At 69.7% G+C, this 26958-nt stretch carries 26 protein-coding genes; 9 read left to right on the forward strand and 17 right to left on the reverse strand.

Features of this window, described 5'->3' with window-relative positions; translation table 11 throughout:
* Positions 1 to 182: 182 nt before the first annotated feature.
* Positions 183 to 581, forward strand: a complete 399-nt coding sequence (locus tag ACQPYK_RS35615; protein ID WP_433241074.1) for a hypothetical protein — start codon at positions 183 to 185, stop codon at positions 579 to 581.
* Between the two features lie 121 nt (positions 582 to 702).
* Positions 703 to 1566: an NAD(+)/NADH kinase gene (locus ACQPYK_RS35620; protein WP_433241077.1), complete on the forward strand. Its 864-nt coding sequence runs from the start codon at positions 703 to 705 to the stop codon at positions 1564 to 1566.
* Here the strand turns inward: ACQPYK_RS35620 and ACQPYK_RS35625 are convergent.
* Positions 1563 to 2324 (reverse strand): sulfite exporter TauE/SafE family protein, encoded by a 762-nt coding sequence (locus ACQPYK_RS35625; RefSeq protein WP_433241080.1) that lies wholly within the window; start codon positions 2322 to 2324, stop codon positions 1563 to 1565. The two genes, ACQPYK_RS35620 and ACQPYK_RS35625, sit on opposite strands and share 4 nt — an antisense overlap.
* A gap of 61 nt (positions 2325 to 2385) precedes the next feature.
* On the opposite strand from ACQPYK_RS35625, the gene ACQPYK_RS35630 reads away from it, so the two are divergent.
* The gene (locus ACQPYK_RS35630; RefSeq protein ID WP_433241083.1) at positions 2386 to 3078 is read left to right on the forward strand and encodes a GntR family transcriptional regulator; all 693 of its coding nucleotides are present in this window, start codon (positions 2386 to 2388) and stop codon (positions 3076 to 3078) included.
* A gap of 99 nt (positions 3079 to 3177) precedes the next feature.
* Here ACQPYK_RS35630 and ACQPYK_RS35635 read toward each other — a convergent pair whose 3' ends face one another.
* Positions 3178 to 3771, reverse strand: a complete 594-nt coding sequence (locus tag ACQPYK_RS35635; protein WP_433241086.1) for a hypothetical protein — start codon at positions 3769 to 3771, stop codon at positions 3178 to 3180.
* 135 nt (positions 3772 to 3906) lie between these two features.
* A complete protein-coding gene (locus tag ACQPYK_RS35640) occupies positions 3907 to 5160 on the reverse strand; it encodes a hypothetical protein (RefSeq protein WP_433241089.1) in 1254 nt (417 codons plus the stop codon).
* A gap of 369 nt (positions 5161 to 5529) precedes the next feature.
* Here ACQPYK_RS35640 and ACQPYK_RS35645 point away from each other — a divergent pair, with 369 nt between their 5' ends.
* On the forward strand, positions 5530 to 7182 hold the full coding sequence (locus ACQPYK_RS35645) for a glycoside hydrolase family 13 protein (protein ID WP_433241092.1): 1653 nt from the start codon (positions 5530 to 5532) through the stop codon (positions 7180 to 7182).
* A 111-nt stretch (positions 7183 to 7293) separates the two neighbouring features.
* Here the strand turns inward: ACQPYK_RS35645 and recQ are convergent, their stop codons facing one another.
* Both recQ and ACQPYK_RS35655 read right to left on the reverse strand, forming a co-directional pair.
* On the reverse strand, positions 7294 to 9180 hold the full coding sequence (recQ, locus tag ACQPYK_RS35650) for a DNA helicase RecQ (RefSeq protein WP_433241095.1): 1887 nt from the start codon (positions 9178 to 9180) through the stop codon (positions 7294 to 7296).
* Between the two features lie 101 nt (positions 9181 to 9281).
* A complete protein-coding gene (locus ACQPYK_RS35655; protein ID WP_433241098.1) occupies positions 9282 to 9935 on the reverse strand; it encodes a TetR/AcrR family transcriptional regulator in 654 nt (217 codons plus the stop codon).
* Between the two features lie 549 nt (positions 9936 to 10484).
* On the opposite strand from ACQPYK_RS35655, the gene ACQPYK_RS35660 reads away from it, so the two are divergent.
* Positions 10485 to 10946 carry a hypothetical protein gene (locus ACQPYK_RS35660; RefSeq protein WP_433241101.1) on the forward strand — a complete coding sequence of 154 codons (462 nt, stop codon included), beginning with the start codon at positions 10485 to 10487 and terminating at the stop codon, positions 10944 to 10946.
* A gap of 332 nt (positions 10947 to 11278) precedes the next feature.
* Entirely contained in the window at positions 11279 to 12358 is a 1080-nt protein-coding gene (locus tag ACQPYK_RS35665; protein ID WP_433241104.1) for an SGNH/GDSL hydrolase family protein, read from the forward strand.
* Between the two features lie 263 nt (positions 12359 to 12621).
* On the opposite strand, the gene ACQPYK_RS35670 is transcribed toward ACQPYK_RS35665, so the two are convergent.
* From ACQPYK_RS35670 to ACQPYK_RS35690, 5 genes are all read right to left on the reverse strand, one after another.
* Positions 12622 to 13332 carry an alpha/beta fold hydrolase gene (locus ACQPYK_RS35670; RefSeq protein ID WP_433241107.1) on the reverse strand — a complete coding sequence of 237 codons (711 nt, stop codon included), beginning with the start codon at positions 13330 to 13332 and terminating at the stop codon, positions 12622 to 12624.
* A 166-nt stretch (positions 13333 to 13498) separates the two neighbouring features.
* Positions 13499 to 14260 carry a 4'-phosphopantetheinyl transferase family protein gene (locus ACQPYK_RS35675; protein WP_433241110.1) on the reverse strand — a complete coding sequence of 254 codons (762 nt, stop codon included), beginning with the start codon at positions 14258 to 14260 and terminating at the stop codon, positions 13499 to 13501.
* Positions 14261 to 14559: 299 nt separating this feature from the next.
* On the reverse strand, positions 14560 to 14832 hold the full coding sequence (locus tag ACQPYK_RS35680; protein WP_433241113.1) for a hypothetical protein: 273 nt from the start codon (positions 14830 to 14832) through the stop codon (positions 14560 to 14562).
* 428 nt (positions 14833 to 15260) lie between these two features.
* Positions 15261 to 16031, reverse strand: coding sequence for an enoyl-CoA hydratase-related protein (locus tag ACQPYK_RS35685; RefSeq protein WP_433241116.1), 771 nt, complete (start codon positions 16029 to 16031; stop codon positions 15261 to 15263).
* Entirely contained in the window at positions 16028 to 16927 is a 900-nt protein-coding gene (locus ACQPYK_RS35690) for an SCO6745 family protein (RefSeq protein ID WP_433241119.1), read from the reverse strand. The genes ACQPYK_RS35685 and ACQPYK_RS35690 overlap by 4 nt, the downstream gene beginning before the upstream one ends.
* Positions 16928 to 16988: 61 nt before the next feature.
* On the opposite strand from ACQPYK_RS35690, the gene ACQPYK_RS35695 reads away from it, so the two are divergent.
* Entirely contained in the window at positions 16989 to 18422 is a 1434-nt protein-coding gene (locus tag ACQPYK_RS35695; RefSeq protein ID WP_433241122.1) for a PLP-dependent aminotransferase family protein, read from the forward strand.
* A gap of 26 nt (positions 18423 to 18448) precedes the next feature.
* Here the strand turns inward: ACQPYK_RS35695 and ACQPYK_RS35700 are convergent, their stop codons facing one another.
* The 4 genes from ACQPYK_RS35700 to ACQPYK_RS35715 form a co-directional block, all read right to left on the reverse strand.
* Complete coding sequence (locus tag ACQPYK_RS35700) at positions 18449 to 18712, reverse strand: phosphopantetheine-binding protein (protein ID WP_433241125.1); 264 nt, start codon at positions 18710 to 18712, stop codon at positions 18449 to 18451.
* 344 nt (positions 18713 to 19056) lie between these two features.
* On the reverse strand, positions 19057 to 19779 hold the full coding sequence (locus tag ACQPYK_RS35705) for a maleylpyruvate isomerase family mycothiol-dependent enzyme (RefSeq protein ID WP_433241128.1): 723 nt from the start codon (positions 19777 to 19779) through the stop codon (positions 19057 to 19059).
* Positions 19780 to 19884: 105 nt separating this feature from the next.
* Entirely contained in the window at positions 19885 to 21561 is a 1677-nt protein-coding gene (locus ACQPYK_RS35710) for an acyl-CoA carboxylase subunit beta (protein ID WP_433241131.1), read from the reverse strand.
* A gap of 73 nt (positions 21562 to 21634) precedes the next feature.
* Positions 21635 to 22732, reverse strand: a complete 1098-nt coding sequence (locus tag ACQPYK_RS35715) for an NAD-dependent epimerase/dehydratase family protein (RefSeq protein ID WP_433241134.1) — start codon at positions 22730 to 22732, stop codon at positions 21635 to 21637.
* 630 nt (positions 22733 to 23362) lie between these two features.
* Between ACQPYK_RS35715 and ACQPYK_RS35720 the strand changes: the two genes are divergently transcribed.
* Positions 23363 to 23593: a hypothetical protein gene (locus ACQPYK_RS35720; protein WP_433241137.1), complete on the forward strand. Its 231-nt coding sequence runs from the start codon at positions 23363 to 23365 to the stop codon at positions 23591 to 23593.
* A 7-nt stretch (positions 23594 to 23600) separates the two neighbouring features.
* Here the strand turns inward: ACQPYK_RS35720 and ACQPYK_RS35725 are convergent, their stop codons facing one another.
* Together ACQPYK_RS35725 and ACQPYK_RS35730 are read right to left on the reverse strand one after the other, a co-directional pair.
* On the reverse strand, positions 23601 to 24587 hold the full coding sequence (locus ACQPYK_RS35725) for a hypothetical protein (RefSeq protein ID WP_433241140.1): 987 nt from the start codon (positions 24585 to 24587) through the stop codon (positions 23601 to 23603).
* 133 nt (positions 24588 to 24720) lie between these two features.
* Complete coding sequence (locus ACQPYK_RS35730; protein WP_433241143.1) at positions 24721 to 25176, reverse strand: MarR family winged helix-turn-helix transcriptional regulator; 456 nt, start codon at positions 25174 to 25176, stop codon at positions 24721 to 24723.
* Positions 25177 to 25614: 438 nt separating this feature from the next.
* Here ACQPYK_RS35730 and ACQPYK_RS35735 point away from each other — a divergent pair, with 438 nt between their 5' ends.
* Positions 25615 to 26061: a MarR family winged helix-turn-helix transcriptional regulator gene (locus ACQPYK_RS35735; protein ID WP_433241146.1), complete on the forward strand. Its 447-nt coding sequence runs from the start codon at positions 25615 to 25617 to the stop codon at positions 26059 to 26061.
* Here ACQPYK_RS35735 and ACQPYK_RS35740 read toward each other — a convergent pair.
* Positions 26058 to 26900 carry a hypothetical protein gene (locus tag ACQPYK_RS35740; RefSeq protein WP_433241149.1) on the reverse strand — a complete coding sequence of 281 codons (843 nt, stop codon included), beginning with the start codon at positions 26898 to 26900 and terminating at the stop codon, positions 26058 to 26060. The two genes, ACQPYK_RS35735 and ACQPYK_RS35740, sit on opposite strands and share 4 nt — an antisense overlap.
* Positions 26901 to 26958 lie beyond the last annotated feature (58 nt).

The raw sequence follows: 26958 nt of genomic DNA on the forward strand, positions 1-26958 counted from the left end.
GCCGGACGTATGCCCTTAGAGAGGCGAATGACACATAAATGACATATAAGAGAACGATCCCGGCGGCCGAGGTGTTCCCCCGTCACCGCCGGCGCGGGAGCGCGCCGGCGATTCACTCCCGGCAGCGCGGGTAGAGAAAGGTTTCCGCGAGCCGTTGTGAGGAGATGTTGTGAGGAGATCACGTGACCATTGACGAACGACCGGCCGGGTCTCCGAGCCCCGACCTCGACGACACGACCGTCGAAGCGCTGGGCAGGCTCTCCGAGGCCCTGGAGACGACCGAGCGGGCCCGGGGGCACCTCTACTCCTTCCACCAGCTCACCGGTCATGCCGACCTGCAGCTCGACCGGGTCGTGGAGTTGCTTCGCGAGGCCGGGCACCCCGACCTGGCCGATGTCGTCGCCGAGGAGCTGATCGGCCGGAACGTGCTTCCCGACCGGTGGACCTTTCAGATCATGGAGGAGTACGACGACGGCTACTACCGCTTCTTCACCGAACTGGAGAAGCGGATCAGAGATCAGCTGGCCGGCGGCCGCCGCCATCTCTACGAAGCGCGGATGAGGCAGAGGCGTCAGAGCTGAGGCGTCCGGGGGCGGAGGCGTCTCGCACCGGACGCGACGGGACGCACTCGCGGGTCCCCGCTCCGGCCGGCGCGGATCCGCCGGGGACCCGTCGCGCGGCGGCGCACCGTACAGTGGCGACATGGGCATGGTCGAAACGGTGGGCCTGGTGCTGCACCCGCAACGTGACTCCAAGGTGGCCATCGACACGATCGTGGAGTGGGCCCGCGCTCGAGGGGTGACGGTGTACGGCCTGCCCGACGAGGTCGGACGGATCGACTGCAGCGCGGTGGCGGTCGACACCGACACCCTCGTGGAATGCGCCGACCTGCTGGTCAGCCTGGGGGGTGACGGCACCATGCTGCGCACCATGCGGCTCATCGCCGGAAAACCCACCCCCATCCTCGGGGTGAACCTCGGCAAGCTGGGATTCCTCGCCGAGATCGACGTCGACGACCTGTCCATCGCGCTGTCGGCCATCGACAACCATCACTACACCGTCGAACCCCGCATGGCGGTGCGGGCGACCCTTCCCGAAGGAAGGACGGTGACCGCGTTCAACGACATCGCCCTGGTGCGCATACCCGGCGATGGACTGTCCGCGGTGTCGATCTCGGTGGAGAACCACCCGTTCGTCCGCTACGCGGCCGATGCCGTCATCGTGGCCACGTCCACCGGATCGACCGCCTACAGCTTCTCGGCGGGCGGCCCGATCGTGTCCCCGACGGTCGAGGGGTTCCTCGTGGTTCCGGCGGCGGCCCATTCGGCGTTCAACCGGGCGCTGGTGCTCTCCGCCGACGAGACGGTCAGCCTGGAGGTGCTTCCGACCAGCGGCCGGCTGGCCGTGGAGGTGGACGGGGCGATCGGCGCCCATCTGTTCCCCGGCGACCAGCTCACCGTCACCGCGATACGCGCCTTCGCCTGGGTCGTACGGCTGGGCACCACGAGCTTCTACGAGCGCGCCCGCCGCAAGCTCCGCGTGAACGGCAGCGCCGAGGTCGACTAGCGCCGCGTCAGGAACAGCACCACCGCCAGGGCGATGCCGAGCGCGGAGACCGTGTAGCGCAGCACGCCGGGGTCGAGCCGGCGGGCCACCGCGCCGCCCGCCGTACCGCCGAGGTAGGAGGCGACGAGCAGGAGTGCGGCGTAGCCGACGGCGACCTGGCCTGAGGCGGCGTACACCATGACGGCCGTCAGCACGACGATCCCCGAAAGGGAGCTCTTGAGGCCGTTGAGCCGCTGCAGACCGTCGCCGAACACGATGCCGAGCACCGCGAGCATGAGCACCCCGAGCCCCGCGCTGAAGTAGGCGCCGTACACCGAGGCGAGGAAGATCCCGGCGTGTGCCGGCAGGGACACCCTGTCACGCCCCTCACCCGCGCGGCGTGCGACGGCCGCCGCGAACACCGGCTGGACCAGCAACAGCAGGCACGAGGCCAGCACCAGGAAGGGCACCATCGTCTGGAACGGGCCGGGCGGCGTGACCAGCAAGAGTGCCGCTCCGGTGATCGCGCCGACGATCGCGGTCGGGCCGAGCGCCAGGTGTCGACGGCGCTGGCCGCGCAGTTCGCGCCGGTAGGCGTAGGCGCCCCCGGCATAACCGGGCGCAAGGCCGACCGCCGAGGTGATGTTCGCCGAGATGGGCGGAAGACCGCACAACAGCAATACCGGATAGGTGACGAGGGTTCCGCCGCCCGCGACCGTGTTCATGGCTCCGGCGAGTAGTCCTGCGGAGATCACCAGGAGGGCGTCAGCGACGGTCACGGCGGGGGTCCTTCCACATCACGCCTGGCGGTGCACCAGGAATACCTGGTATACCACTTACATGAACTGGACCGATACGCCAGGTGTGCTGAACCACGCGGAAGAGGCCTACCTCCACATCCGTGAGCTGTTGCTGTCCGGCGACCACCCACCCGGCACACAGATGTCGGAACGACAGCTCAGCGAGGAGCTGAACATGAGCCGCACCCCGGTCCGCGAGGCGCTCAAACGGCTGCAGCGCGACGGCCTGGTCACCGCGGGCGGCAAGGGCATGGGGGTCGTCGTCTGCGGACTGAGCGTCGCCGACGTCACGCACGCCTACGCGTACCGGGCGGCGCTTGAGGCGCTCACCGCCGAGCTGGCCGCGGTTCGCTCGCGGGACGGGGAGCTGTCCAGGGCGCAACTGGCCGAGCTGAGCGCCAGGGCGGAGAGGGTGCAGACACACTCGCAGGAGGGCGACCAGCGTCGTGCCACGGTCGCCAATCTCCGCTTTCACCAGTGGATCTGCACCCTGGCGGCGAACCCGTTCGCCACCGAGGCGCTCACCAAGCTCTGGGACCGCATCGCGGTGTCCAGCCTGAGCAATCTGACCGTCGATTCGCAGTGGGGCCACGAGGTGCACGGCCATCACCGAGACCTCGTCACCGCCATCACCGAGGGCGACCCCGAACGGGCGGCCGCGGTCGCCCGCCACCACATCCGGCGTGCCGCCGTCGTCTACAGCGGTTCCCACCCCCGGCGGGAGGAGCCATGAGCACACTCATCGACCCGCCGCCCGGCACCGCGAGACGGTCCGGCCCCCGTGATCCGGGCGTCGCCGACGCCCGGATCACGGGGGTGTCCGGAGGGCCGGTCAGATGCGGGTGAAGCGGAGGTCGGCGACCCGGACCCAGCCATGGTCCTTGTACTCGTCGACCATCCTCAGGCTGTCGCCCGCGCAGGTGAAGGTGGCGTTCTCGACGATCGGGCCGTTGTAGTACCCCTCTGCCAGCCGGGACCGGACCGACCAGGACGGGTCCTTGACGTACGGGTCGGTGTAGGTGGTCGAACCCTTGGCATCGCCCGTGGCGCCCGTACGGGAGACGGCGATCCGGCCCTCGCGGTCGCCGGTCACCTTGGCACGCACCTTCAGGAGACCGGTGTACTGGTCCCAGCCGGTCGTGTTGTCGCTCTGGAGCTTGAAGAAGACCTTCTTCGAGCCGGTGAAGTCATAGGTCGCCCCGGTCGCGGTCAGCGTCAACTTGACCCCGGCGCCACCCTTGAGGATGTCGGTGCTGCTCGGGTTGTTGATCGTCTTGCCCTTGGCAACGATCTTCATGGCGGTCATTTTCCATGGCCCGGAATAGCACGCGGGCCCCGCCGTGGCCTCGACCGGAGCGGCGAAGGCCGCCCCCGTTCCGGCGATCAGCACGGTCGCCAGGCCGAGGCCCGCAGTCATACGGAACATCACGACTCCCCTTATGCATAGGTATCTCCTGTTACGCGGGAGAACCTATCGAGAGTCCCGGGCAACGGCCGACGGCGAACGGTGATCGAGCCGGCTCCGGACCGGCTTCGAGACGGCTTCGGGGACCCGGCGGTCTCAGGAGCCGGATGACGAGCCGTTCACCGACAGGACGCGCTCCGGCGTCTCGATGGCGGGGAAGGTCCCGGTGTCGATGATCCCGTGCTCGTTGTAGGCGGCCTCTATCAGCGCGTGTGCCCGGGGCTCGAGCTTCCACAGAGCACGGTACTCACGGGCGGTGGCCGGCGAGATGCCGATCTCGTGGGCGATGTCGGCCGCCCGGGGAACGAACTTCCGCTCGATCTGCTTGTCCCAGTACTCCCGTGCGGCGCGCATCAGGGCCGCACGCTGCGCCGTGTCGACGACCGGCATGGCGCTCTCCACCACCTCGGCCTCCTCGTCCTCGTCCTCGTCGTAGGCGGAGGGCCTGGCCGCGGGCAGCGCCGGGGAGGCGTGCGGCTCCTCGGGCTCGGGGGCCCACGGAACGGGCGGGCTCAGGTCGATCAGGGCGGAGGTGTTGTAAAGCGCACCGATCTGGGACAGCAGGGCCTCCTGGCGGGTCGCGTCGACCGCCAGGCCGGTGTGCTCCACCGCCTGGTCCATCGCCCGGTCCAGCTTGGTGAGCGCCGTACGCATCTTCCGGTCGGACGCCCCGGCCTCGCGGAGCGCGCGGGCGCGCTTGGCGGCCAGCGCGACGCGGGTCAGCCTCCGGTGGGCGTCCACCTCGCTCGCGGTGCGGTCGCTGGCCTCGGCCAGCCCGACCCGGACCAGCATGCGCTCGGGCGTGATCCGCCAGTTGATGCGGGCGCGCCCGGTGATGCGGTGCCGTTCGATCGCCATGCCGCGCTCCCACAGCCACGCGGCCACCAGCGGGGCCGCGAGCCGGAAGACGGCCTCGGCGACGCTGCGGGCGTCCATGCTCGACAGCACCGCCGACAGCCCCGTGAGCGTCCACACCGCGATGCCGTCGATACCGGCGGAGTAGTTCTCCCTCATGTTGCGGCGTGCCCGCACGGCGCTGGTGATCACGGCGACTTCGATGAACGCGAAGAGCAGGAGCCGCAGGGGACCGTCGAAGCCGAGCACGTCGCCGGAGAAGCGCCACATGCCCTGGGCGGACACGCCCGTGGCGATGCTCGCGGCCACGATGGTGAGGATGTCCTCGGCCGGCCGGGGGGCGACGAAACGCTGGAAGAAGCGGTTGCCGGCGCGGTAGACGGCGCGGAGGACGAAATAGGCCAGGCCCAGGAGGATCAGCGCGGCCACGCAGATGATGACCGTTCCGACCGGGTGGTCCGACGCGAAGGCGGTGATTTGATCGATGGGGGGCATCAGTCACTGTCCGTCAGTCTCGATGTCCGACAGGATATGGACGCGATCATTCCAGAATGTCGCGAGCTTGTTCGCGAAACGGATAGTCACGCCTGTGACGTGAGTGAACACCGGTGGAGCCCGCCCTCCCGGACGGGCACGAGCACCGGTGGGCGGGGCCATCCCCCTGCTCCGCGCGGCCCCTTGCCCCGGCGGGTGCGGGTGAGAAGGACACAACACGGTGGTTACACCCTCTTGACGGCTACGTAACGCGAATGCATAACATGCATGCATGTGATCGCGACTCCCCGAGATCACTGACGGCGGCGGGTACGGCCGACCGGAGTCCCATCAGCCGGGCTTGATGTCCCTCACCTGCAAGGAGCACTAGTGACGCACCAGTCCGTCACCCCCTGCGCCGTCTCCTCGCCGGCCCTCTCCGCGCCATCCCCGTCCGCGCCTTCGCCCTCCGAGTGGTGGCGCGACGCCGTGATCTACGAGATCTACGTTCGCAGTTTCGCCGACGGCAACGGCGACGGCATGGGTGACCTGCTGGGCGTCCGCAGCCGCCTGCGTTACCTCGCCGACCTCGGTGTGGACGCCATCTGGCTGACCCCTTTCTATCCGTCCCCGCTGCACGACGGCGGGTACGACGTGGCGAGCTACCGCGCCGTCGACCCCCGCCTCGGCACTCTCGACGACGCCCGCGCCCTGGTCACCGAAGCCCACGGCCTGGGCATGCGCGTGCTGATCGACATCGTGCCCAACCACACCTCCTCGGAGCATCCCTGGTTCGAGGAGGCCCTGCGGGATGAACCCGGGGCCCGGGACCGCTATGTCTTCCGGCCGGGCCGTGGGCCCGGCGGGGCCGAGCCGCCCAACGACTGGGAGTCGAGTTTCGGCGGCCCCGCCTGGACCCGGGTGCCGGACGGCTCGTGGTATCTCCACCTCTTCGCTCCCGAGCAGCCCGACCTCAACTGGGACAACCCCGAGGTCCGCGCGGAGTTCGAGGACGTGATGCGGTTCTGGCTGGACATCGGCGTGGACGGGTTCCGCGTCGATGTCGCCCACGGCATGGTCAAGGCGGAGGGGTTGCCCGACGCCGGGTTCACCGGCCAGCTCAAGATGCTCGGCCGCGCCCCGCTGCCCTTCTTCGACCAGGACGGTGTGCACGAGATCCTGCGCTCCTGGCGGCGGCTGCTCGACTCCTACCCTGGCGAGCGCATCGGGGTGGCCGAGGTGTGGCCTCCGTCGCCCGCCCGGCTGGCCAACTACGTCCGGCCGGACGAGCTCCACCAGGCGTTCAACTTCAACTATCTCGCCGCCGACTGGGGTGCCGGTCCCCTGCGCCAGGTGATCGACGCCTCGATCGCGGCCACCGACCTGGTGGGCGCGCCCACCACGTGGGTGCTGTCCAACCACGATCAGGTGCGCCATGTGACCCGCTACGGCGGAGGACGCCGGGGAGTAAGGCGCGCGCGTGCGGCTGCGCTGCTCACCATGGCGCTGCCCGGCTCGGTCTACATCTACCAGGGTGAGGAGCTCGGCCTGCCGGAGGTGCTCGACCTCCCCGACGAGGTGCTGCAGGACCCGATCTTCTTCCGTACGGCCGGCGCGGATCGGGGCCGCGACGGCAGCCGGGTGCCGATTCCGTGGGCATACGGCGAGTCGTCCTTCGGCTTCTCACCGCCGGGGGCCGATCCGACCTGGCTGCCGATCCCCCGCGACTGGGGCGGGCAGGCGGTGATCCCGCAACTGGGCGACCCCCGCTCCTTCCTCAACCTGTACCGCAACGCCGTGCGCCTGCGCCGCAGCCATCCCGCCCTGGGCAGGGGAGCGATGCGGTGGCTGGACTCTCCGCCGGAGACCCTGTTCTTCACGCGCGAGCCCGGACTGCTGTGCACGGTCAACCTGGGCGCCGAACCGGTCGTCCTGGAGTCGCCCGGCACGCTGCTGCTGGCCAGCAGCGACACGCGCTCCAACGGGCTCCAGGCGATCCTGGAACCCGACACCGCTGCCTGGTGGTCCTGCGCCACCTCCTGAACCGGTGGCCTCGTGCCACCTTCTGAACGCGCCGGTCGGGGGGCCGCGCGAGACAGCCCCGGCCGGTTCCCTTAAGGAGGGCCACATCCTGACGGGAACCGGCCGGCTATGTCATGGGAAGACGAGAGCCTGGTCGGGCTCGACGGCGTCCTGCGCGAGGGCGTCCAGGATCTGCCGGCCGTACTTCACTAGTTTGTTCTCGCCGACACCGCTCACCTGGCCCAGCTCCTCCAGGGACGACGGAGCCCCGGTCGCGATCTCCCGCAGGGTCGCGTCATGGAAGATCACGTACGCGGGCACGCCCTGTTCCTTCGCGGTGGCCGAACGCCAGGCGCGGAGCCGCTCGAACACCGCGACGGCCTCCTCGGGCAGGTCGGCGGGGGCCGCGCGGCGGGCCCCACCGGTCCGCGCCGCCGGCTCGGACCTGGCCCGCGCCGCCCGCTCGGGCTCACGCCGCAGCATGACCTGGCGTTGCCGGCCCAGCACCTCGGCGCTCGCCTCGGTGAGCAGCAGCGTGCCGTAGTCACCCTCGACCGTCGGCAGGCCCTGGGCCAGCAGCTGGCGGACCACGCCGCGCCATTCGGCCTCGCCCAGCTCGGTGCCGACGCCGAAGACCGTCAGGGAGTCGTGGCCGAACTGGGTGACCTTGGCCGTCTTCCGGCCGAGCAGGATGTCGATGATCTGCCCCGCGCCGAACTTCTGGCGCCGCTCCCGCTGGAGCCTGAGCACGGTCGACAGCAGCTTCTGCGCGGCGATCGTGCCGTCCCACGACTCCGGCGGCGTCAGGCACGTGTCGCAGTTGCCGCAGGCCGTGCTGTGCTGACCGAAGTAGGCGAGCAGCCGCACTCGCCGGCATTCGACCGTCTCGCACAGGGCCAGCATGGCGTCGAGGTGGGTGCCCAGACGGCGCCGGTGGGCGTCGTCCCCCTCTGAGGTGTCGATCATTTTGCGCTGCTGCACGACGTCCTGGAGGCCATAGGCCAGCCAGGCGACGGAGGGAAGGCCGTCACGCCCGGCGCGGCCGGTCTCCTGGTAGTAGCCCTCGACGGACTTGGGCAGATCGATATGGGCGACGAAACGCACGTCGGGCTTGTCGATTCCCATGCCGAACGCGATGGTGGCGACCATGACGAGGCCGTCCTCACGCAGGAACCTCGCCTGGTTGGCGGCCCGGGTCTGCGCGTCGAGCCCCGCGTGGTAGGGCAGCGCCTGGACGCCGTTCTCCACCAGGAACTCGGCGGTCTTCTCGACCGAGGAGCGCGACAGGCAGTAGACGATTCCCGCGTCGCCGGGGTGCTCGGTGCGCAACAGCCTGAGCAGCTGCCGCCTCGGCTCGTTCTTCGGCGCGATGCGGTACTGGATGTTCGGGCGGTCGAAGCTCGACACGAAGTGGCGGGCTTCGACCAGGTTCAGCCGGGAGGCGATCTCGGCGTGGGTGGCCTCGGTGGCGGTGGCGGTCAGCGCGATGCGAGGCACGGCGGGCCAGCGCTCGTGCAGGGCGGACAGGGCGAGGTAGTCGGGCCGGAAGTCGTGCCCCCACTGGGCCACGCAATGCGCCTCGTCGATGGCGAACAGGGAGATCGCGCCGCGCTCGAGCAGGCGCAGCGTCGAGTCGGCCCGCAGGCGTTCCGGCGCCAGGTAGAGCAGGTCCAGCTCGCCCGCGACGAAGGCGGACTCGACCCGGTGGCGCTCGTCGGGGTCCTGCGTGGAGTTGAGGAACCCGGCCCGTACGCCGAGAGCCGTCAGAGCGTCGACCTGGTCCTGCATGAGGGCGATGAGCGGCGAGACGACGACGCCGACGCCTTCGCGCACGAGCGCGGGGATCTGGTAGCACAGCGACTTGCCGCCACCGGTCGGCATCAGCACCAGCGCGTCGCCGCCGGCGACGACGTGATCGATGATCTCCTGCTGACCTTCCCGGAACGAGTCGTAGCCGAAGACGCGGTGCAGCACCTGCAGCGCGTCGCTCACCTCGGGACCGCTCACGGGGGAAACCATCGGGTCATTGTATGAGGACCCGTACGGCCGGTCGCCCCCGCCACGATCGACGCGAAGACGCGGGAGAATCGACTGAACCGGCGGCGGGCGCGGTCAGGGCGTTACAGCGACCAGCTCTCGCCGCGCCGCACCCGTTCGAGGCCGATCCACAGCGTGTTCATCGCCATGGCGACCAACCGCTCACGGCGGACGTGCCGGTGCCCGCGCCACCACAGCGCCATGCCCTGGATGGCGGCCCTCCAGGCCTCCCAGGCAAGGTCGAGGGTCTCGTCGTCCATCTCGTCCGCATCGGCGCCGCGCACCCGGGCGAAAAGAGGCAGGATCATCGCCCGGCTCTCCTGCGCGACCTCCCGCCTGATGGCCTCGGCCTCATCCTGTCCCGTCGTGTCGGCGAAGAGCATGCTCCAGGCGTAGGGATGCGTCTCGACGTAGGCGAACCAGGCGTCGACCGTACGGAAGACGCGCTGCTCCGGTCGCTCGTCGCCGGAAAGGTGCTCGTGCCATATCGCCCGCAGCTCGGCGTAGTGCCGCGCCAGGAGATGGCGATGGAGCTCCTGCTTGGACGCGAAGTGGTCGTACAATACCGGCACCGAGATGCCCGACCGCTTGGCGATCTCCTCGACCGAGGCGGCGTGGTAGCCGCGTTCGGCGAACACTTCCGTGGCGGCGCGTTCGATCACCTCTCGCCGCGCCTGCGGGCTCATCCGCCTGCGGGGCGCGGGGGCCGCGCCGTTGCCGTCCGTCGACCTAGTCATCACTAGGTAAGGCTAGCGCCCCGTGGCGACCAGGCCGCCGGAATTCCGCGCCGACTTCATCCGCCCTCCCGGAACCGGGGCTCGCACATTGGGCTTTGCGCGATAGACGGAGCAGACGCGGCGCCGTCCTCGGACCGCCCGGCGGTCCCTTTCTCACCGCAAAGCGCGGCGACAGGCACGCCGTACGGCATGGCCTGAATTTCACGCTTCGCGCACTTAATCGGGAGGAATATCTCGATCTCGCCGCCCATTCTCGCGACGGCGCCCCCTGGCGCGTCACCGGCGAAGAGAGCAAATCCGAAGAAGACACCGTCCCGGCCCGCCCGCGAGAATTGGCTTTTAGCTTGACAATGCAACCGCGATGAACGCGGGGCGAGGGGAATGTCCACCGCGCCATGGAATGCGCGGCGGGCGGACGGTCGTGATTCCTGGGATCGAGGTTCGCGCATGGCAACCGAGACAGTTTCGGCAACTCCTTTCCGAGCTCGAATATCGGCTCTCAACAGTCGATATCATCGCACCGCGCTGGGTCTCTATCTCCTGATAGTCGTGGCCCACTGGGCGGAGCACGTCGCCCAGGCGATCCAGATCTACGTCCTCGGCTGGCCCGTCCCCGAGGCGCGCGGCGTTCTGGGGGTTCCGTTTCCCTGGCTCGTCAAGTCCGAGTGGATGCACTACGGGTACGCGTTGCTGATGCTGATCGGCCTGATCATGCTGCGGCGGGGGTTCACCGGCAGGTCACGAACATGGTGGAACATCTCGCTCGGAATCCAGGTGTGGCATCACCTCGAGCACCTGCTCCTGCTCATCCAGGCGATCACCGGCTCGCACCTGCTGGGCCGTCCGGTCCCGACCAGCATCATCCAGCTCATCGTGCCGCGGGTGGAACTCCACCTGTTCTACAACGCGATCGTCTTCGCCCCCATGGTCGTGGCGATGATCCTGCACCGGCGTCCCCGTCCCTCCGAGCACGCCGCGATGCGCTGCAACTGCGCGCTCGCACACGGATGACGAGAAGATGACGGAGGGCGTCCGCGGTGCGGACGCCCTCCGGCCCGTACCGCGGACGCCCTCCGGCCCGTACCACGCCCCGGCACCCCAGGACCTTCCGGCTCGTGCCACGACTCCGGACACGGCCGGCCACGCCCGCCCACCGGGCCGGCGGCATTCACGGTTTCCTCAGCTCCCGCGGTTCCCGCGGTTTCCCGGTGAACGCATGTCCCGGCCGGCGAGCGACCGCCGGCGGTGCGGCGAGACCACACGACGTACGGCGAAGCCGGCCGGATGCGTTCACGTCACCTCACCGACTCCGGAGGTACGCCATTCCAGGCACGATTCCACACATGATGATCGTTGGAGACTCGATCAGCCAAGGCCTGGAAGGCGACTACACCTGGCGGTACCGGCTGTCGCAGAACTTCGGCGGGCACGGCTTCCCGATCCGCTTCGTCGGGCCGGAGACGGGCACCTCGGTGTTGCCCGCCAGCCAGCCGAGGGGTTACCCGGCACGCACCGCGGATCCCGTTCACACCGGCCGCTACCGGCCCGGTATCGACTTCCGCGACCACAGGCACTACGCCAGATGGGGCCGCCTGCTGCAGGAGGCCAAGGACAACATCCATGACGCCGTCGTGGCGCACAAGGCCGACTACCTCATGGTCGAGCTCGGGTTCAACGACCTGGCCTGGGGCGTGTCCGGCCCCGACCGGCTGGCCGCGGACCTCGAGGCCTTCGTCCGGTGCGCGCGCGGCGCCAATCCGGACATCCGGCTCCTGGTCGCCAACGTCGTCCATCGCACGCCGCTGGAGACCGGTCCCGGTCCCGCGGACGTCATCACCTCCTACAACGAGGCGCTGCCCGCCAGGCTGGCGGCGATGTCGACGGCCCGTTCGCCGGTCGTCCTCGTCGACCTGGACCGCGACTACGATCCACACCGCGACACCTACGACGGCCTCCACCCGAACGACCTCGGGGAGTTCAAAATCGCCAGAGCGTTCGCCGACACGTTCTCATCGATGTTCTGTGACGGCCGGATCGACTTCCTCACCCCGATCCCCCGCGCGCCCGACCCGCTCGTCATCTCCATGCCGGCCGGCATCGTCGCCGTCCCGCGTGGTTCCTCCATCGGCCTCTCGTGGCCGCACGTGTTCGGCGCGAGCGGGTACTGGCTCTACTGGCGTGACGTCACCGCCGGAGAGGGCTTCCAAAGATCACCGCTGCCGATACTCGCCGACAGCCTGGAGTTTCCGGCCCAGAGCGGGCACGCCTATGAGTTCATGGTCAGCGGTGCGCGCGGGTCCCAGGAGACCATCGCCACGCGAGCCGTCGGCGTCGTCCTCGACGGGCGGCCGGCCCTGTCCGTGACGGAGGCCGTGACGGGAGCCGTGACGAGGTCCATGTCGGGGTCCGTGTCGGGTTCGTGAGGCCGTGACGGGGCCCATGTCGGGGTCTGTGTCGGGTCCGTGTCGGGTTCGTGAGGCCGTGACGGGGTTCGTGTCGGGTCCGTGAGGCCGTGACGGAAACCATGACGGAGTCCATGTCGGGTCCGTGAGGCCGTGCCAGGCGCCTGGCGGGGCGTCTGAAGGCCGGTGCTTCGAAGGGCTGGTGGCTGCGAGGGGCTGGTGCTTCGAAGGGCTGAGCGGCTTTCCGAGCCGGAGGGACGGGCGCTCACGGCGATGCCGTCCGGTCAGCTTCGCCCGGAGGCGACGTCGGTGAGCAGCGTGACGAGCTGGTCGGGAGCCGACACCATCGGCCAGTGGCCGGTCTTGAGAGTGTGGAAGGTCCAGTTGGGCTCGGCGCGCATCGCCGCGACGTCGTCGGAGACCTTGCCGTCGAAGTGCTCCAGCTCGCACACGACGTAGGTGGCCCGCTGCTGTGACAGCGGGCGCGTCAGCACGGCCGGTTCGGAGATCGTGCGTCCCGGGTGGCCGACGAAACGCTCCACCAGCCACCGCGCCTGCTCATCGGACAGGTCCTGTCCGTCGGCCACGACCGCGGCGTCCGGGATGGGCCAGCGACCGTGGTTCTCGGTGATCAGCCGGAGTTCGTCGGCACGCTGGCGCTCCGGGAAGATCTGGAGCATCGACGTGCCGTCGTGCGGGAGGAACCCCTCGACGAAGACGGTGTGCGCGACGCGGTCGGGCGCGCGATCGGCGACCTGGCCGGCCACGATGCCCGAATAGCTGTGCCCCACGAGGATGACGTCTCTCAGGTCGTCCGCCTCCAGGAGCGCCAGCACGTCATCGACGTGGGTCTCCAGACCGACATCCGAAACGTCGGCGTCGGAGCCGGCCAGCCCCGACAGCGTGACCGGGCGGGCGTGATGGCCGAGCGCGCGCAGCCCGCAGGCCACCGGCTCCCAGACCCAGGCCCCCATCCAGGGGCCTGGAATCAGCACGAAATGATTTTCCACGGCAGTTCAGCGTCCTCTCCTTTACTGTGAGGCTGCCTTGAATAATATGGAAAGCGGACCTATCACTACATTATGTCCGCGGACCGGCGACCCGCCAGTCATGACTTTCCTCATTTATTCAGCCGCCTCTTACTGGCTTCGTCAAGGGTTGTCAGGCGGCTTTGCACGCCGCGTCGGAGAAGGGGGTCCGGCGAAGGTCGGTGGCGTCCGACTCCGACACGGTGATCGGAAGATCGTCGGCGATGACCGCGACGACGCCGACGTAGCCGTCGCCGGGGTCCAGGGTGTGGATCTGCACCGCTCCGGGAGGGATGTCCAGCGGCCAGCCGAGCAGCGCGGGCGCTTCGTTCGGGCCGCTGACCTCGACCTGGTCCGGCGGGATCCGCAACCCGTGGCCCGTCGCCTTGAGAACCGCCTCCTTGCACACCCACATCCGGGCGAAGCCGATGTTCTGCTCATGCTCGGGAAGTGCCCGCAGGATGGCCTGCTCCACCGGAGACAGCGCGCACTGCGCAAGCTCGGCGACCGGCCCCGAGGGCACCTCCTCCACGTCGATGCCCAGCGGCCCGGCGCTGCTCACGGCCACCGCGACGCGGTTGGCCGAGTGGGAGACGGAGGCGTGCAGTTCGGGTACGGCGTTGCGAATGTAGGTTTTGCCGTGCGGCTTGTCGCAGTCGGGGCATCGCCGCTCGACCAAGACGGCCGCGGGAGAGATGTCCAGATGGGCGGCGGCCGCGGCACGCAGCAACCAGCACGCGGTCAGATATCGGCGCCGGTCCGGTTCACGGCGGTAGGTCGAGGCCCGCTCCCGCTCAATTCCACTGAGCGCGCTGGTCAGGACGTCGACCGGCTGGTGTCGCGGGTCCGCCCACAATACGTTGCATTCGCCAGTCTGCAAGACGGGGGTGATCACGGAGTGCCTCCTTCGATTCGTGGCTGTCGGTGGTCAGGGTGTGGCAGGTGACGAGTCTCCAGTGACTCACCGCCGGATCCGTGAGGACCGCGATCACCTTGGCGCAGATCTGCGCGCTCGTTATCTCTTCGTCCACGTGCACTCGGATGATGATTTCCCCGGTGGCCTGCCGAAGGTCTTTGCGCCATTGTTCGGGCAGCAGGGCCAGTATTCGGATTCCGTCGACCGGTGAGTGGCCTGCCGGTTCTCCCGAGGCCCGGCGCATCGTCAGTTCAACCAACATGGCTGGATGCCCCCGTCTAGACCCAGGTGATGCCGGCCGGGGCCGGCGACACGGAGTCCCAGGTGGTGCCGGCGGCACCCGTCACGCAGTAGCCACCGATGGCGACGGCGCCTGCAATGACATTGGAGACGACCGTGGCCGACAATTTCTCGGCGACATCGAAACCGGCCGGAAAGATAATTGGGATCTTCATTTCACGTTCCCCTTTTCGGTAGGCTGTGCATTTCTTCTCGCACAACCAACTCTGCGCTCCGCGCGGCCCGGGAACCAGGCGAATCAAAGGCAGCAAGTTGCCTGCCCGTAGCCGCTTCCTGCCAACCGGACGCGGGACGGCCACGGGTGCCGGCGGAAAAGGGGATAACCGCAGGTAGACCGCTGCCGGCGAGCCGTATCGGCAAGCACGCGGGCGCGGTCACGAGACCGCCCACGCCCGTCGGGGCGAGGCGGTCGGCCAGGAATGACGCGATCGGCCGGAAGGACCGCGCGGTCGGCGAAGAGCGATGCGCCCGGCGAAGCAGCCGATGGACATGGTCATGGAAACGACATGGTCAGCGGGGACGGCTCGGGCACAGGGTCAGCGAGGACGGCTGAGAAAGCAGCGAAGGCTCGGGTACGCGGTCAGCGAAGCGGCCGAGAAAACAGCGAAGGCTCAGGCACAGGGTCAGCGAAGCGGCCGAGAAAGCGACAGAGGGAAGCGGCGAAAGCTCGGGCACTCGGTCAGCGAGGACGGCTGAGAAAGCGGCGAAGGCCGGTGGCGACGCCGTCGGTGGGGACGGTGACGGCGAACCAGGCCGCCTCGACCGCCAGGGCTTCGTCGATCGGCAGGTTGACGCCGCGGGTGACGGCGGCCAGGCAGGCGCTCACCGCGCTCGCCGGGTGGCGGATGACCCGCTCGGCCAAGGCGGTGGCCTCCTCCAGCAGGCGAGCGGCGGGGACCACGCGATTGACGAGGCCGAGTTCGGCGGCGCGCGCGGCGTCGATCGGGTCTGCGGTGAGGATCATCTCCAGGGCCCGCTTGCGGCCGATGTGGCGTGGCAGCCGCTGCGAGCCGCCGAACGGGGGCGGGAAGCCGAGGGTGATCTCCGGGTTGGCGAAGGTGGCGTGGTCGGCGGCGACGGCGAGCGGCGCGGCCTCGGTGATCTCGCAGCCCCCTCCGTAGGCGAGCCCGTTGACGGCGACGACGACGGGCTTGGGAAACGTCTCGATCCGCCGGGTCAGTCCCTGACCTCTACGGACGACGTCCCGCAGCGCCTGGTCGACGCCCAGGGCGATGCTGCCGGCGAGGTCGGCGATGTCGGCGCCCGCGCTGAAGGCGCGCCGCCCGGCGCCGGTCAGGATGACGGCGCGCTGCGCGTCGTCGGACTCCACCTCGTCCAGGGCCGCCGTCAGCGCGTCGATGGTGCCGTAGTCGAGGGCGTTGAGCTTGTCCGGGCGGTCGATGGTCAACGTGGTGATGGCACCCTCGCGGGTGGTGCGGATCGTGTTCACGGCCGGGGGGCTCCGATCGGGTTGGGCACCGGGACCACACCGGTGTCGACGAGGTGGCGGCTGAGCGGCGCGGCCAGGCGGATGGCCTCTTCGACGCCGCTCGGGCCCAGCAGGGTGACCGGAGCGGCGGCGAGCCGGTCCGTGGCGTTCTCGATCTCGCGGCGCACGACTCCGCCGCGCTTGGACAGGCGGGAACCCTGGTCCAGCAGCCCTCGGGCCACCAGACGGCGCCGGGCCTGCTCCCAGTCGGCGTCGCTCCAGCCCCGGCTGGTCTGGATGAGCGCCCGAGGGATCTGACCGGTGGCGACGTGGGTGAGACCGGCCTCGATCCCGGTGAGGCCGGCGTGCGCGGCGGCGATGACGTGACCGTCACCGCGGTGCTCGCGCAGGATCGTGGCCGCGAGCCAGAGCCGTCCGGTGAGGCTGCCCGGCCGGGGCACGCCGGACCAGGCGGCGGCCAGCGGGCGTCCCTCGTAGCCGCAGCCCGCCACCGCTCGCTCCAGCAGGTGGACCAGGCGCTCGAGGTCCGCGTGGCCGGTGGCCGGCAGGACCCGTTCGAGAGCCGCCTGCACGGCGCCCATACGGGTGTGCAGCACCTTCTCGGGGGTGGCGTACGTCCAGGCGTCCGGGAGGGCACGGGCCACCCTGCCCGGCGCGAAGGCGAAGCACAGCGCTTTGGCGGCCGGCGCCCCGAGCGGGCCGAGCGGGGCGAGCCGGCCCGCGAAGTATCCCATCCACCAGCCGAGGAGCCCGACGGCCCGGGCCGCCTCGGCCGGCTCCGGCGTGAAGTACGCCACGGCGTGGACGGGCTCGATCGCCTCCCAGAATCGTCTGGCCAGCGTGGGACTCGGCACCACGACGCGTTCCCCTCCCCCGCTGTCTCGCTGCTCTCTCACCCGGACGGGCCCGCTCAGTGTGCCTGTTGCCCCGTGGAGATAACAGTGCCAATGTGACCGAATGGACCATGATCTCGGATGGTGGGTGCGGATCGCGCTCGACGGCTGGCGACGGCGGCGTGGTCCTCACTACCGGCGCATCGCCACCACGCTCGCCGAGGCGATGGAGCGCGGGCTCGTCGAGACCGCAGAGCGGTTGCCCGCGGAACGACCGCTCGCGCACGCGCTGGGCGTCAGCCGGGGCACGGTGGTCCGCGGCTACGACACGCTGGCGGAGGCCGGGCTCGTCGAACGCCGGCAGGGCGCCGGCACCTTCGTGCGGCCCACTCCCGGCTGGACGCACGCCCCGGCGCAGACCCCGGCCTCCACCCTGCTGCAGCGCAGGCTCGCCGGCGACGAAGACATGATCGACCTGTCGATGTCCGTGCCCGCCGGAACCGGTCACCTGCCACCCGCCGCCCGGCCGCTCCTGGCGCCCGGTCTCGACGGGCACGGCCTGCACCCTGCCGGGCTGCCCGAGCTGCGCGCCGCCCTCGCCGACCACCTCACCCGGCACCTCGGCCTGCCGACCACCGCCGAACAGCTGATCGTGACCTGCGGCGCCCAGCACGCCCTGTCCCTGGTGACCGCGGCCCTGCTCTCCCCCGGCCGCGCGGTCATCACGGGATGCCCGGTCTATCCGGGGTTGGCCGGCGTCGTCACGGGGCACCAGGGTCACCTCGTCGGGATCTCGGTGGACGCCCTCGGGCTGGAGACGCACGCCGTCGACCGGGCCGCCGCCCGCCTGAACGCCCCGCTCATCTACGTGGACTCGGCGGCGCACAATCCGACCGGGGCCGTCCTCAGCGCCTCCCGAAGACGGTCACTGCACGAGACGGTACGGCGCCGCGGCGCCGTACTCGTGGAAGACCTCGCCCAGGCCGGTCTCGGGCTCGATCCGCGGCAACCTCCGCCCGTCCCGCTGGCGGCCGACGACGACTCCGTGATCGCTCTCGGCTCCCTGTCGAAGATGTTCTGGGCGGGACTGCGCATCGGCTGGCTGCGGGCGCCTCGCCCGCTGCACGGATACCTGCTGCGGCTGCGCGCCGCGAGCGACCTGGCTCCGAGCGTGCCCGCCCAGGTCATCGCGACCCGCCTGCTGCAGACCGCCGACACCGCCTGGCAGGACGGCCTGCGCCGGACGCTGCGGGAACGGCGTGACCTGCTCCTCGCCCTGCTGTCGGAGCAGCTGCCTGCCTGGCAGGCTCGGGCGCCGCAGGCCGGGCTGTCGGTGTGGGCGACCCTCCCCGTGTCCGACAGCGAGACCTTCGCCCACCTGGCCGGCCGCTACGGCGTCATCGTCGCCTCCGGTGCGACCTCCTGCGTCGACGCCCGCCACCTGAACGGCCTGCGCCTGTCCTTCGCCGAGTCCCCCGGGACCCTGGAGTCCGCCGTCGAACGTCTCACCGCCGCCTGGGAGGAGCACACCCGCGAGCTGGCCGCCAGCCCGACCTGACCGGGCCTCGTGCCGCGGCTCCCCGCCTACCGGTCCACGGGTGGAAGGCCCGGCGCCTTCGCCATGACGTGACGCACGAAGGTGTCCAGGCCAGGGTGCTCGAACAGATCACCCACGTCCACCTTGATCCCGAGCTCGTTCTCGATGCGGGCGACGATGCGAAGCGCGGAGATCGCCCGTCCGCCCAGCTCGAAGAACGTGGCGTTCGGCTCCTCGGCGGAGGAGTCGAGCACGGTTCTCCATATCTCCTCGACGCGTTTGCCGACCACCGAAGAACTCACGTCCTGCACGCGGCGCCCTCCATGCGGCGTCCCCCGCGCAGGCGCGCTTCGTCGCAGCCGCGACCCCGCAGGCGCTGCTCAGCACGGCCATACGCACCGACGCACGACTTTCCCGACCGGTGCGGGGCTGAGACAACCGTATCGACCCGGGGCCGGCTCGCCGTCTTCCAGATTGCCGATTTCCCGGCGGAAAGGCACCGGGAAGCCGATCGGAAAGCCGGCGGTCTCCCTCCGCGTCTCCGTCTCCCGCCCGTCTCCTTCTGCCTTCTCGCCTCCACGCCCTTCCGGACCGATCCTGCACCGGCCTTTCGGCGTTCACCGGCCTTCGAGCCCCTCAGGGCTTCGGCGTGCCTTCACCAAGCATCGGCCGCGCTTTCGGCCTGCCGTACCGGCGGCTCGAACGGCCCCCAGGCGAAGGCGGGCAGCCACGGCCGGGGGTCCTCGCTCCAGCGCAGCCGCGCGATCTGCGCGTGCGTGCGCCGTCCGGCGAGCGAGCGGTACAGGTCGTACCTGCCGGCCTCCAGCGTGACGGCCGGGCGGCCTTCCCCGCCGGCCGCCCACCGCGCGCCGGCGGTCTCGATCGACAGGGCGGGAAGGCCGCGCCTGCTCACCTCGGCGGAGAAGCCGCCGACGACGACGTCGAGCGCGCCCGGATACGCCGGGTGCCCGGCTGGCGGCGGCACGCCCAGCGCATGACGGATGTCGAGCTCGTGCGTGAACGCGTCCATCGTCATCACGCCACCCCGCCGGGCACCGGCGATGAGCCGCTCCGCCTGCTCGCCCGCCACGGCCCAGGCGTCGAGAAGGTCCGCCAGGGCGGCGTCGGAGCCCGGGAGCGGTTCCGCCGCCGATCGGCCGCCCAGCTTCACGGCCACCGCCGCGCAGATCCCGACGAGGTGGGCGACGACGTCGCGGACCGTCCACTCCGGACACGCGGCGACGGTGAGGTCGCCGGCCGCCGGCCGGTCCGCCAGCAGTCGTGTGACGTTGTTGCGAACGTGGCTGTAGGCGGCGTCGGCGGGCACCCGCTCCCAGCCGGACACGGATTCCGGAGCCTCGTGCCGGGCAGCGGCCATGTGCCGGTCCTCCCTTCGTCCTGCTCGGTGTTCTCACGGTCGGGGGCTCCTTCCGCGCCCCCGGCCCGCGCCGGGCGCCGGTCCGTTCCGGCGCCGGCAGGTCGTCTACAACGGCACGTTTCCGTGTTTACGCTGCGGCGGCTGTTTGCGCTTGTTGCGCAGCATGGCCAGTCCGCGGGCCACCACGGCCCGTGTCTGCACCGGGTCGATCACATCGTCGACCAGTCCGCGCTCGGCGGCGTAGTGCGGATGCACCAGCTGCTCGGAGTACTCGGCGACCAGCTCCGAGCGCAGCTCGACCGGGTCCACCGCGGCGGCCAGCTCCCTGCGGAAGATGACGTTCACCGCGCCCTCCGCGCCCATCACGGCGATCTCGTTCGTCGGCCATGCCAGCGAGAGGTCGGTTCCGATGGAACGCGAGTCCATCACGATGTACGCGCCGCCGTACGCCTTGCGCAGGATGACCTGGATGCGCGGCACGGTCGCCTCGCAGTAGGCGTACAGCAGCTTGGCGCCGTGCCGGATGATCCCGGCGTACTCCTGGTCGGTGCCCGGCAGGAATCCGGGCACGTCGACCAGCGTCACCAGCGGAATGCCGAAGGCATCGCAGAACCGCACGAAGCGTGCCGCCTTCTGCGACGCGGCGACGTCCAGCACCCCGGCCAGCACCATGGGCTGGTTGCCGACCAGTCCGACCACCTCGCCGTCGATCCGGGCCAGCACGCAGATCACGTTCGGCGCCCAGTTCTCGTGCAGTTCGAGGAAGTCCCCGTCGTCCACCAGCTCGGCGACGACCTGCCGCATGTCGTAGGGCTTGTTGGGCTCGACCGGGACTATCTCGGCCAGTCGAGGCCGCACGTCCTCGACCGCGTCGCAGGACGGCGCGCTGGGGGGAAGGTCCAGGTTGTTGCTGGGCAGCATCGAGACGAGATACCGCACGTCCTCGAAGCAGCTCTCCTCGTCGTCGTGCACGAACGTGGCCACTCCCGACCGGCCGCCGTGCACCTCCGCGCCGCCGAGCTCGGCGTGGGTGACCCGCTGGCCGCTCACCGCCTCGACGACGTCGGGCCCGGTCAGGTACATCTGCGCGGTGTCGCGGACCATGAAGGTGAAGTCGGCCAGCGCCGTGGAGTAGGCCGCCCCTCCCGCGCAGGGGCCGAGCACGACGCTGATCTGCGGGATCACACCCGATGCCTGAACGTTGCGCTGGAAGATCCCGCCATAGCCGTTGAGGGACATCACCCCCTCCTGGATACGGGCGCCCCCGCTGTCGTTGAGCCCGATGAACGGGGAGCCGGTGGCGAGTGCGAGGTCCATCACCTTCTGGATCTTCGACGCGTGCGCCTCGCCGAGCGATCCGCCGAAGATCGTGAAGTCCTGGGCGTAGACGAACACCCGGCGGCCGTGGATCGTGCCGGAGCCGGTGACCACGCCGTCGGTGTGGGGGCGCTGCTCCTCGATCCTCAGGCCGTGCGCCTGGTGGCGGCGGTACATGTCGATCTCGGTGAACGATCCCTCGTCAAGCAGCAGTTCTATCCGCTCGCGCGCCGTGCGCTTGCCGAGGGCGTGCTGCCGTTCGACCGCCTGGCGGCGGCCGGCGGTGACCTCGTCACGCAGCCCGTCGCGCTGTTCGCGCAGCAGGCGCATCGTCCGCGGCTGCGGCCGCGGCGCCGGTGGCTGTGCCCGGTGGTCGTCGGCGTGGTCACCGGGGCGCTCGTCGAGACCCTCCCTGACCGGTGCGGGAATCGGAACGACAAGGAAATCGAGCTCCGAGGTGCTCATCGGCGCTCCTTCCCCGGATTGGCCAAGGCCGTGGCCGGCCGGGCGGTCCACTCGCTCATGGGGGCATCTCCCGTCATTGCGTTGGTACAGACGACAGGCTCGGCCGGCCGGAACCCGCCTGCCGAGCGGACAGCTGGCCGCTTGCGTGCAGCCAGCGCACCGTGTCACCGACGGTCTCGGCGATGGGCCGCGGGCTGATCCCGTACGTGCTGACGCCCTCGGCCGGCCGCGTGGCACAGGCGCAGGTGTAGATGGCTCCGTATTCGGCCGGGATGTGCCACGGCCACACCTGCTGCACGAGATCGACGAGCAGCCCGACCGGGATCATCCCGCGGGCCGGCAGGAAGATCGTCGGCAGCGTGCGTCCGGTGACCTCGCGCAGCACCTTCACGTACTGCCGCGTGGAGAGATAACGGCCCGGCCCGAAGTGGCGGTTCGGCTCCACGTGGCCGTTGGGAGCGGGGTCGCCGGTCGGAGCGGGGTCGCCGGTCGGCCCGCTTCGCGACGAAGTGAGCAACCGGGCGTGCAGCGCCGCGGTGTCCCGCACGTCACCGATCGGAAACCCGCCCAGCGGCCACAGGGGCGTCAGCCCTCGGAGCGCGTTGCGGACACGGGCGTTCTGGTCGCCCAGATTCGGATCGTGCGGGCCGAGCAGGGCCGGTGGATAGGTGATCACGACCGGGGAGCCCTCCGCCTGATGTCGTCGTGCGATCACCTCGGCGGCGGCCTTGCTCGCCATGTACGTCTCGCGGGGACGGCCGACGGGCGAGTTCTCGTCGATCACCCGCCCCGACGCCGGGAACATCGCCACGATGCTGGAGACGTGGACGATGGGATCGGCGCCCGCCCGCCGTGCGGCGCCGAGCACGAGCTCGGTGCCGCGTTCGTTGACCCGCCGCATCGCCGCGCGGAGCCTGCTGTCGAAGGAATAGACCGACGCCGCATGCAACACGGCGTCGGCGCCGCGCATCGCACGGGCCACGCCGCCCTCGTCCGTGATATCACCGGTGACCACGTCCACGGCATCGAGGTCGACGTTCAACGGCATTAGGGCGCGTTTCACCTTCGCGGTATCACGCACCAGCATGCGAACCCGATGGCCCATCCCGACAATCGCCGCAACCGAATGGGCTCCGACGAATCCAGTACCTCCGGTCACGCTCACCAGCATCAGACCATCTCCTCTAATCCACACCAGTGAAATATGCGCGGCTCCTCCCTGTCATCTCCGAGTGTGCTTTTGCCCGGCGGCGGCGAAGTGGCCGTTCTTTCCGGGTTCCGATACGTGCCGGGCCGGGTTCTGATACGTGTCGAGCCGGAAAGATCGCCGTGTCAGCCCAGAAGGACCGGCTCCGCCGCACCGCGGCCGGAGTGCGGGTCGCCTCGGCGTGACACCGGCCGGCTTTCGATACACCGGCTCCCACCTGCGACTATTCCCCCTCCTACGCAGGCGTGGACGAGCCTGTCCAGCGCCGGGTTGGCAGCAAGCGGTTACGGGCAGACAACTTGCTGCCCCCGATCCGCCTGGTCCGCGGGCCGCCGAGCGCGCAGAGTCGACCATGCGGGAAAAACGAACGGCCCGATAAAAGGGATCGATAAATGAAAAGCCCAGCAGCCTCTCCGACCAATTTCAAAGCGACGGCCGGACCACCGGTCGCGTTGTTTTCCGGTGGCGCCTCGCACGCCGGACATTCCATCGCGATCGCGGCCGGAGACATCTGGAATCGGACGGAGGCATCAGGCCGTGTTGGTTGAACTGAGGATGCGACGGACCGCGGGAGAAGCGGCGGGAAATTCACCGGTGGACGGGATTCGGATACTGGCGCTCCTGCCGGAAAGATGGCGCAAAGATCTCCGGCAGGCCACCGGGGACGTCGTCATCCGGGTCCATACCGACGAGGACGTGACCAGCGCGCAGATCCGCGCCGAAGTGGTCGAGGCCCTCGCCGATCCGGCGATCAGTCACTGGGAGCTCGCGACCTGCCACACCTTGACCGCCGGCCGTCGCGAACCGGGAGGCGCCGGTCGCTGATCGCCTGTCAGATCCAGTTCTCCTCCTTGGCGCGCAGCGCCGCCTGGAAGCGGTTGACGGCACCGAGCCGGGCCATGAGGTCCGCGACGTAGCGCCGGTAGGTCCGGACGGACACGTCGATCTCACGAGCCGCGATCTCGTCCTTGTCCGCCGTCGCCATCACCGCGAGCACCCGCTTCTCCAGATCGGAAAGGAGCGGCGCGTCCGTGGAGGGCTCGGTGAAGTCACGAAGGTCGGTGGCGGCCTGCCATACGCCGTCGAAGTAGGTGACCAGCTGGGAGACCAGGCCGGGTTCCCGGACCAGCAACGCGCCCCGGGAGCTCTCCTTGGGGTTGATCGGTACGACCGCCACGCTACGGTCGAAGATCAGCATCCGGTCCATGGGGTCTTCCGTGATGTGGATCTGGCCGCCCAGGCCGACGACGTCGCGTAAGTATGACGCCATCAGCGGGTCGTCGAGCGCTTTGGGGTGATACACCGCCTTCACCGCGAGGCCGCGGCGCAGGGAGCGGGTGTCGAGCGGCAGCGCCGTCTCGATGGCCCCGCGGGAGAGCGGCCCGCCCGGATGCAGGCACAGCGTCTCCTTGTAGGAGAAGAACCCCAGGTCGTCGAGCCGCTGGCGGACCCGGTCAAGGCCCTCGACCCGCTCGATGTCGAGCACCGGCGTCGCGTTCTCACCATGCCGCTGGTCCTCCACGAAGGACGCGATGGCGTCGCGTGCCGCCAGAACGCGCCGGATCTCCATGTTGAGCTGGTCGAGGCGCTGCTCCACGAGGCGCTCGATGCCGATTCTCGGTTCCGTGGCCACCACTCGGTGCCGGTCGGTGAGGTCGAGCAGGGACAGCCTGCCGAGCATCTCGGCGGCGGCCTCGATCGTGTCCGGGTCCAGGTTGAGCGCCTGCCGTACCGAACCGATCCCCTCGCCACGGTGCCTAAGGAAGTATCGATAGATCTCCTCGGCTTCAGCCGAAATCCCGATGACGGAAATGTCCATGGCTCACCTCCCGGCCATGCACCTCACCCAGGGGAGCGACCTCAGACCGGTCCACCCTGGCTCAGCTCCGCAGATATGCGTGTTTACAAACTATCAGAGCATAGATCATTAGCAAACTTTCATATAGCTCTCCTCAGGAGCCGCCGGCCAGCTGGGCGAGGATCCGGTTCAGATGGACGCGATCCTCGTACGTCAGCCTGCCGATCACTCGGTCGTGGACCTTGGCGGTCACCGGATGGAGCACCTCCGCCAGCAGCGCACGACCGGGATCGGTCAGCTCGATCGAATAGGCGCGGCGGTCGGCCCGATCACGGCTGCGCACGACCAGCCCGCGCTGTTCGAGAACGTCGATGATGTGCACCATCGTCGAACGGTCGACGGCGAGCCTCCTGCCGATCTCCTGTTGTGACAGTGGCCCGGCCGCTTCGAGCACGCCGAGCACGCCGTAGTCGCGCCAGCGGAGGTCATCGCCCTTCAGCGCCTCCTCCAACTCCAGCGTGACCGCACGGGCCGCGCCGTTGAGCAGCCAGCCGGTGGATTGGGCGAGCAGCCCGGCGTCCGGCACGGGGTCACACCGCTCTCCACCCATAGCCCACCCCTTTCCCGGCGGATCAGCGGTCAGCCCTCCGGCTCATCGACCGCTTCGAAGGGGTCCACATCGAGCACCATCTCACGGACCTCATCCCACGTGGTGCCGGCATCGGAGCCGACTCGGCCTGCGGACATGGAGTCTCTCCTCCCCACGGCGGCCGGGGACCCCCGAGCGAGGCCCTCCACCGCCCCTCACACAGTAATCAGCTTCACAGATCCTCAGGATTCCTGTCAATCAGTAGTACTGATGATTTAAATTCAGCTGTTGCGCTGCACATGTCGGCGTGTGACACTCTTGCCCTATAGCGAGTGACAGTCTTGCCATATATGAGCATGCTTGATATGGGCACTTTTGCGCATTATGGAACGCGTGACCGCTGAAGGGACGTATGTGAGCACTGATTCTCCGAGTACGGATCTTCCCCTGTCGAACTTCATGTCCAGCTCTACCAGCCTGCTGGTGAGCAAGGCCAACGATCTTTTCGTCGGAATCTTCGAATCAGCGGTAGAACCCTTCGGATTGCGCTCGAAGGACTTCATCGTGCTCACGGCCATCGACTCGATGGGCCCCCAGTCCCAGCAGCAGCTCGCCCGCACGCACGGCATCGACAGGACGACCATGGTCAGCGTGGTCGACGGGCTGGAGCGGCTCGGCCTCGTTCAGCGCGCGCGCAACCCGGACGACCGACGTAAATACGCGATCTGCCTCACCGTCGAAGGGCAGGCGCTCCTGCGCCACAAGCTCGCCCCCACCATGCTGAACGCCCTGGACACCTTTCTCGCCCCGTTCACCCCGGACGAGCGCGAGCTGTTCAACAAGCTCCTGTGGCGCCTTGTGCACGAACGCGGTCCGGTCGAGTCCTCCGAAGCCGACGCACCCTAGGGGACGGGACACGGAAGCGTCGTGCCCGGGGGTACCGTCCGGTAACAGGCGGCGCCGGGACACACCACCTTCACGGGATCGTCCGCCGCCCCCAGCCTGACCAGGATCGGCTCGTGCCCGAACCTGCGGCAGGCGATGTCGGCCCAACCGGGCGCCCCCTCCCACGGGGCGGGTTCGTCGAGCACCGACGGATCCGCGTCGACGGCGGAGCGTTCAAGATAGGCCAGATAGTCGGCCTCGCGATGCCACACCGTCAGACGCCGCAGGGAGTCGGCGACCGGAAGGGTGTCCCAGGGTTGCGCCCGCGCCGCTACCGCGCGCAGGAACGCCTCGCCCACCGCCGACCTCACCGACCGGGCGGCCGCGGTGGCTATCGTGGTCCCCTCACCGCTGACGCCGACGACGGCGATCTGGAAGTCGGGACCGGGCAGCACGAACGCCGACACCCACAGCCCGAGGGCCGACGCCGCTGACGCGACGCTCTGCGGGATCAGCCCGCCGAGGTGCTCGGAGACCCGCAGGAGCGGCATCCGCGGGCTCGCCCACCAGCGGGTGAACACGTCGTGGGCCAGGAGGTCGGCGATCGCGTCGGAGACGCCCTCGAAGCGGTCCTCCAGCACGCCGACCACGGTGGGCTCCACCCGGCAGTCCCGCTCGCCCATCCACACGACCTCGGCCGGAAGGACATAGCGCTCCCGGCTCAGCAGGCCGACCCCGGCGATACGCGAACGATTGTCCGGCGGCGGTTCCGGCATGAAGTCCGACAGGCACAGCCGCCTGCCCCCCTCAGCGACGCAGGGGTTCGCGACACCGTCCGGAATGCGGTACAGCGCGTCCATGGCCGCAGCTCGTGTCTCCGCCCTGGTCCGTGCGACGTCGGCGGAGAAAGCGGCCGCG

It is taken from the genome of Streptosporangium sp. CA-135522 (assembly GCF_050949235.1).
GTDB lineage: Bacteria > Actinomycetota > Actinomycetes > Streptosporangiales > Streptosporangiaceae > Streptosporangium.

Bases quoted from the DNA above. Each gene is read 5' to 3' on its own strand.
- ACQPYK_RS35620 (WP_433241077.1), top strand. From the start codon at position 703: ATGGGCATGGTCGAAACGGTGGGCCTGGTGCTGCACCCGCAACGTGAC.
- ACQPYK_RS35630 (WP_433241083.1), top strand. From the start codon at position 2,386: ATGAACTGGACCGATACGCCAGGTGTGCTGAACCACGCGGAAGAGGCC.
- ACQPYK_RS35635 (WP_433241086.1), bottom strand. From the start codon at position 3,771: ATGTTCCGTATGACTGCGGGCCTCGGCCTGGCGACCGTGCTGATCGCC.
- ACQPYK_RS35640 (WP_433241089.1), bottom strand. From the start codon at position 5,160: ATGCCCCCCATCGATCAAATCACCGCCTTCGCGTCGGACCACCCGGTC.
- recQ (WP_433241095.1), bottom strand. From the start codon at position 9,180: ATGGTTTCCCCCGTGAGCGGTCCCGAGGTGAGCGACGCGCTGCAGGTG.
- ACQPYK_RS35655 (WP_433241098.1), bottom strand. From the start codon at position 9,935: ATGACTAGGTCGACGGACGGCAACGGCGCGGCCCCCGCGCCCCGCAGG.
- ACQPYK_RS35665 (WP_433241104.1), top strand. From the start codon at position 11,279: ATGATGATCGTTGGAGACTCGATCAGCCAAGGCCTGGAAGGCGACTAC.
- ACQPYK_RS35695 (WP_433241122.1), top strand. From the start codon at position 16,989: ATGGACCATGATCTCGGATGGTGGGTGCGGATCGCGCTCGACGGCTGG.
- ACQPYK_RS35705 (WP_433241128.1), bottom strand. From the start codon at position 19,779: ATGGCCGCTGCCCGGCACGAGGCTCCGGAATCCGTGTCCGGCTGGGAG.
- ACQPYK_RS35710 (WP_433241131.1), bottom strand. From the start codon at position 21,561: ATGAGCACCTCGGAGCTCGATTTCCTTGTCGTTCCGATTCCCGCACCG.
- ACQPYK_RS35715 (WP_433241134.1), bottom strand. From the start codon at position 22,732: ATGCTGGTGAGCGTGACCGGAGGTACTGGATTCGTCGGAGCCCATTCG.
- ACQPYK_RS35725 (WP_433241140.1), bottom strand. From the start codon at position 24,587: ATGGACATTTCCGTCATCGGGATTTCGGCTGAAGCCGAGGAGATCTAT.
- ACQPYK_RS35730 (WP_433241143.1), bottom strand. From the start codon at position 25,176: ATGGGTGGAGAGCGGTGTGACCCCGTGCCGGACGCCGGGCTGCTCGCC.
- ACQPYK_RS35735 (WP_433241146.1), top strand. From the start codon at position 25,615: ATGTCCAGCTCTACCAGCCTGCTGGTGAGCAAGGCCAACGATCTTTTC.
- ACQPYK_RS35740 (WP_433241149.1), bottom strand. From the start codon at position 26,900: ATGGACGCGCTGTACCGCATTCCGGACGGTGTCGCGAACCCCTGCGTC.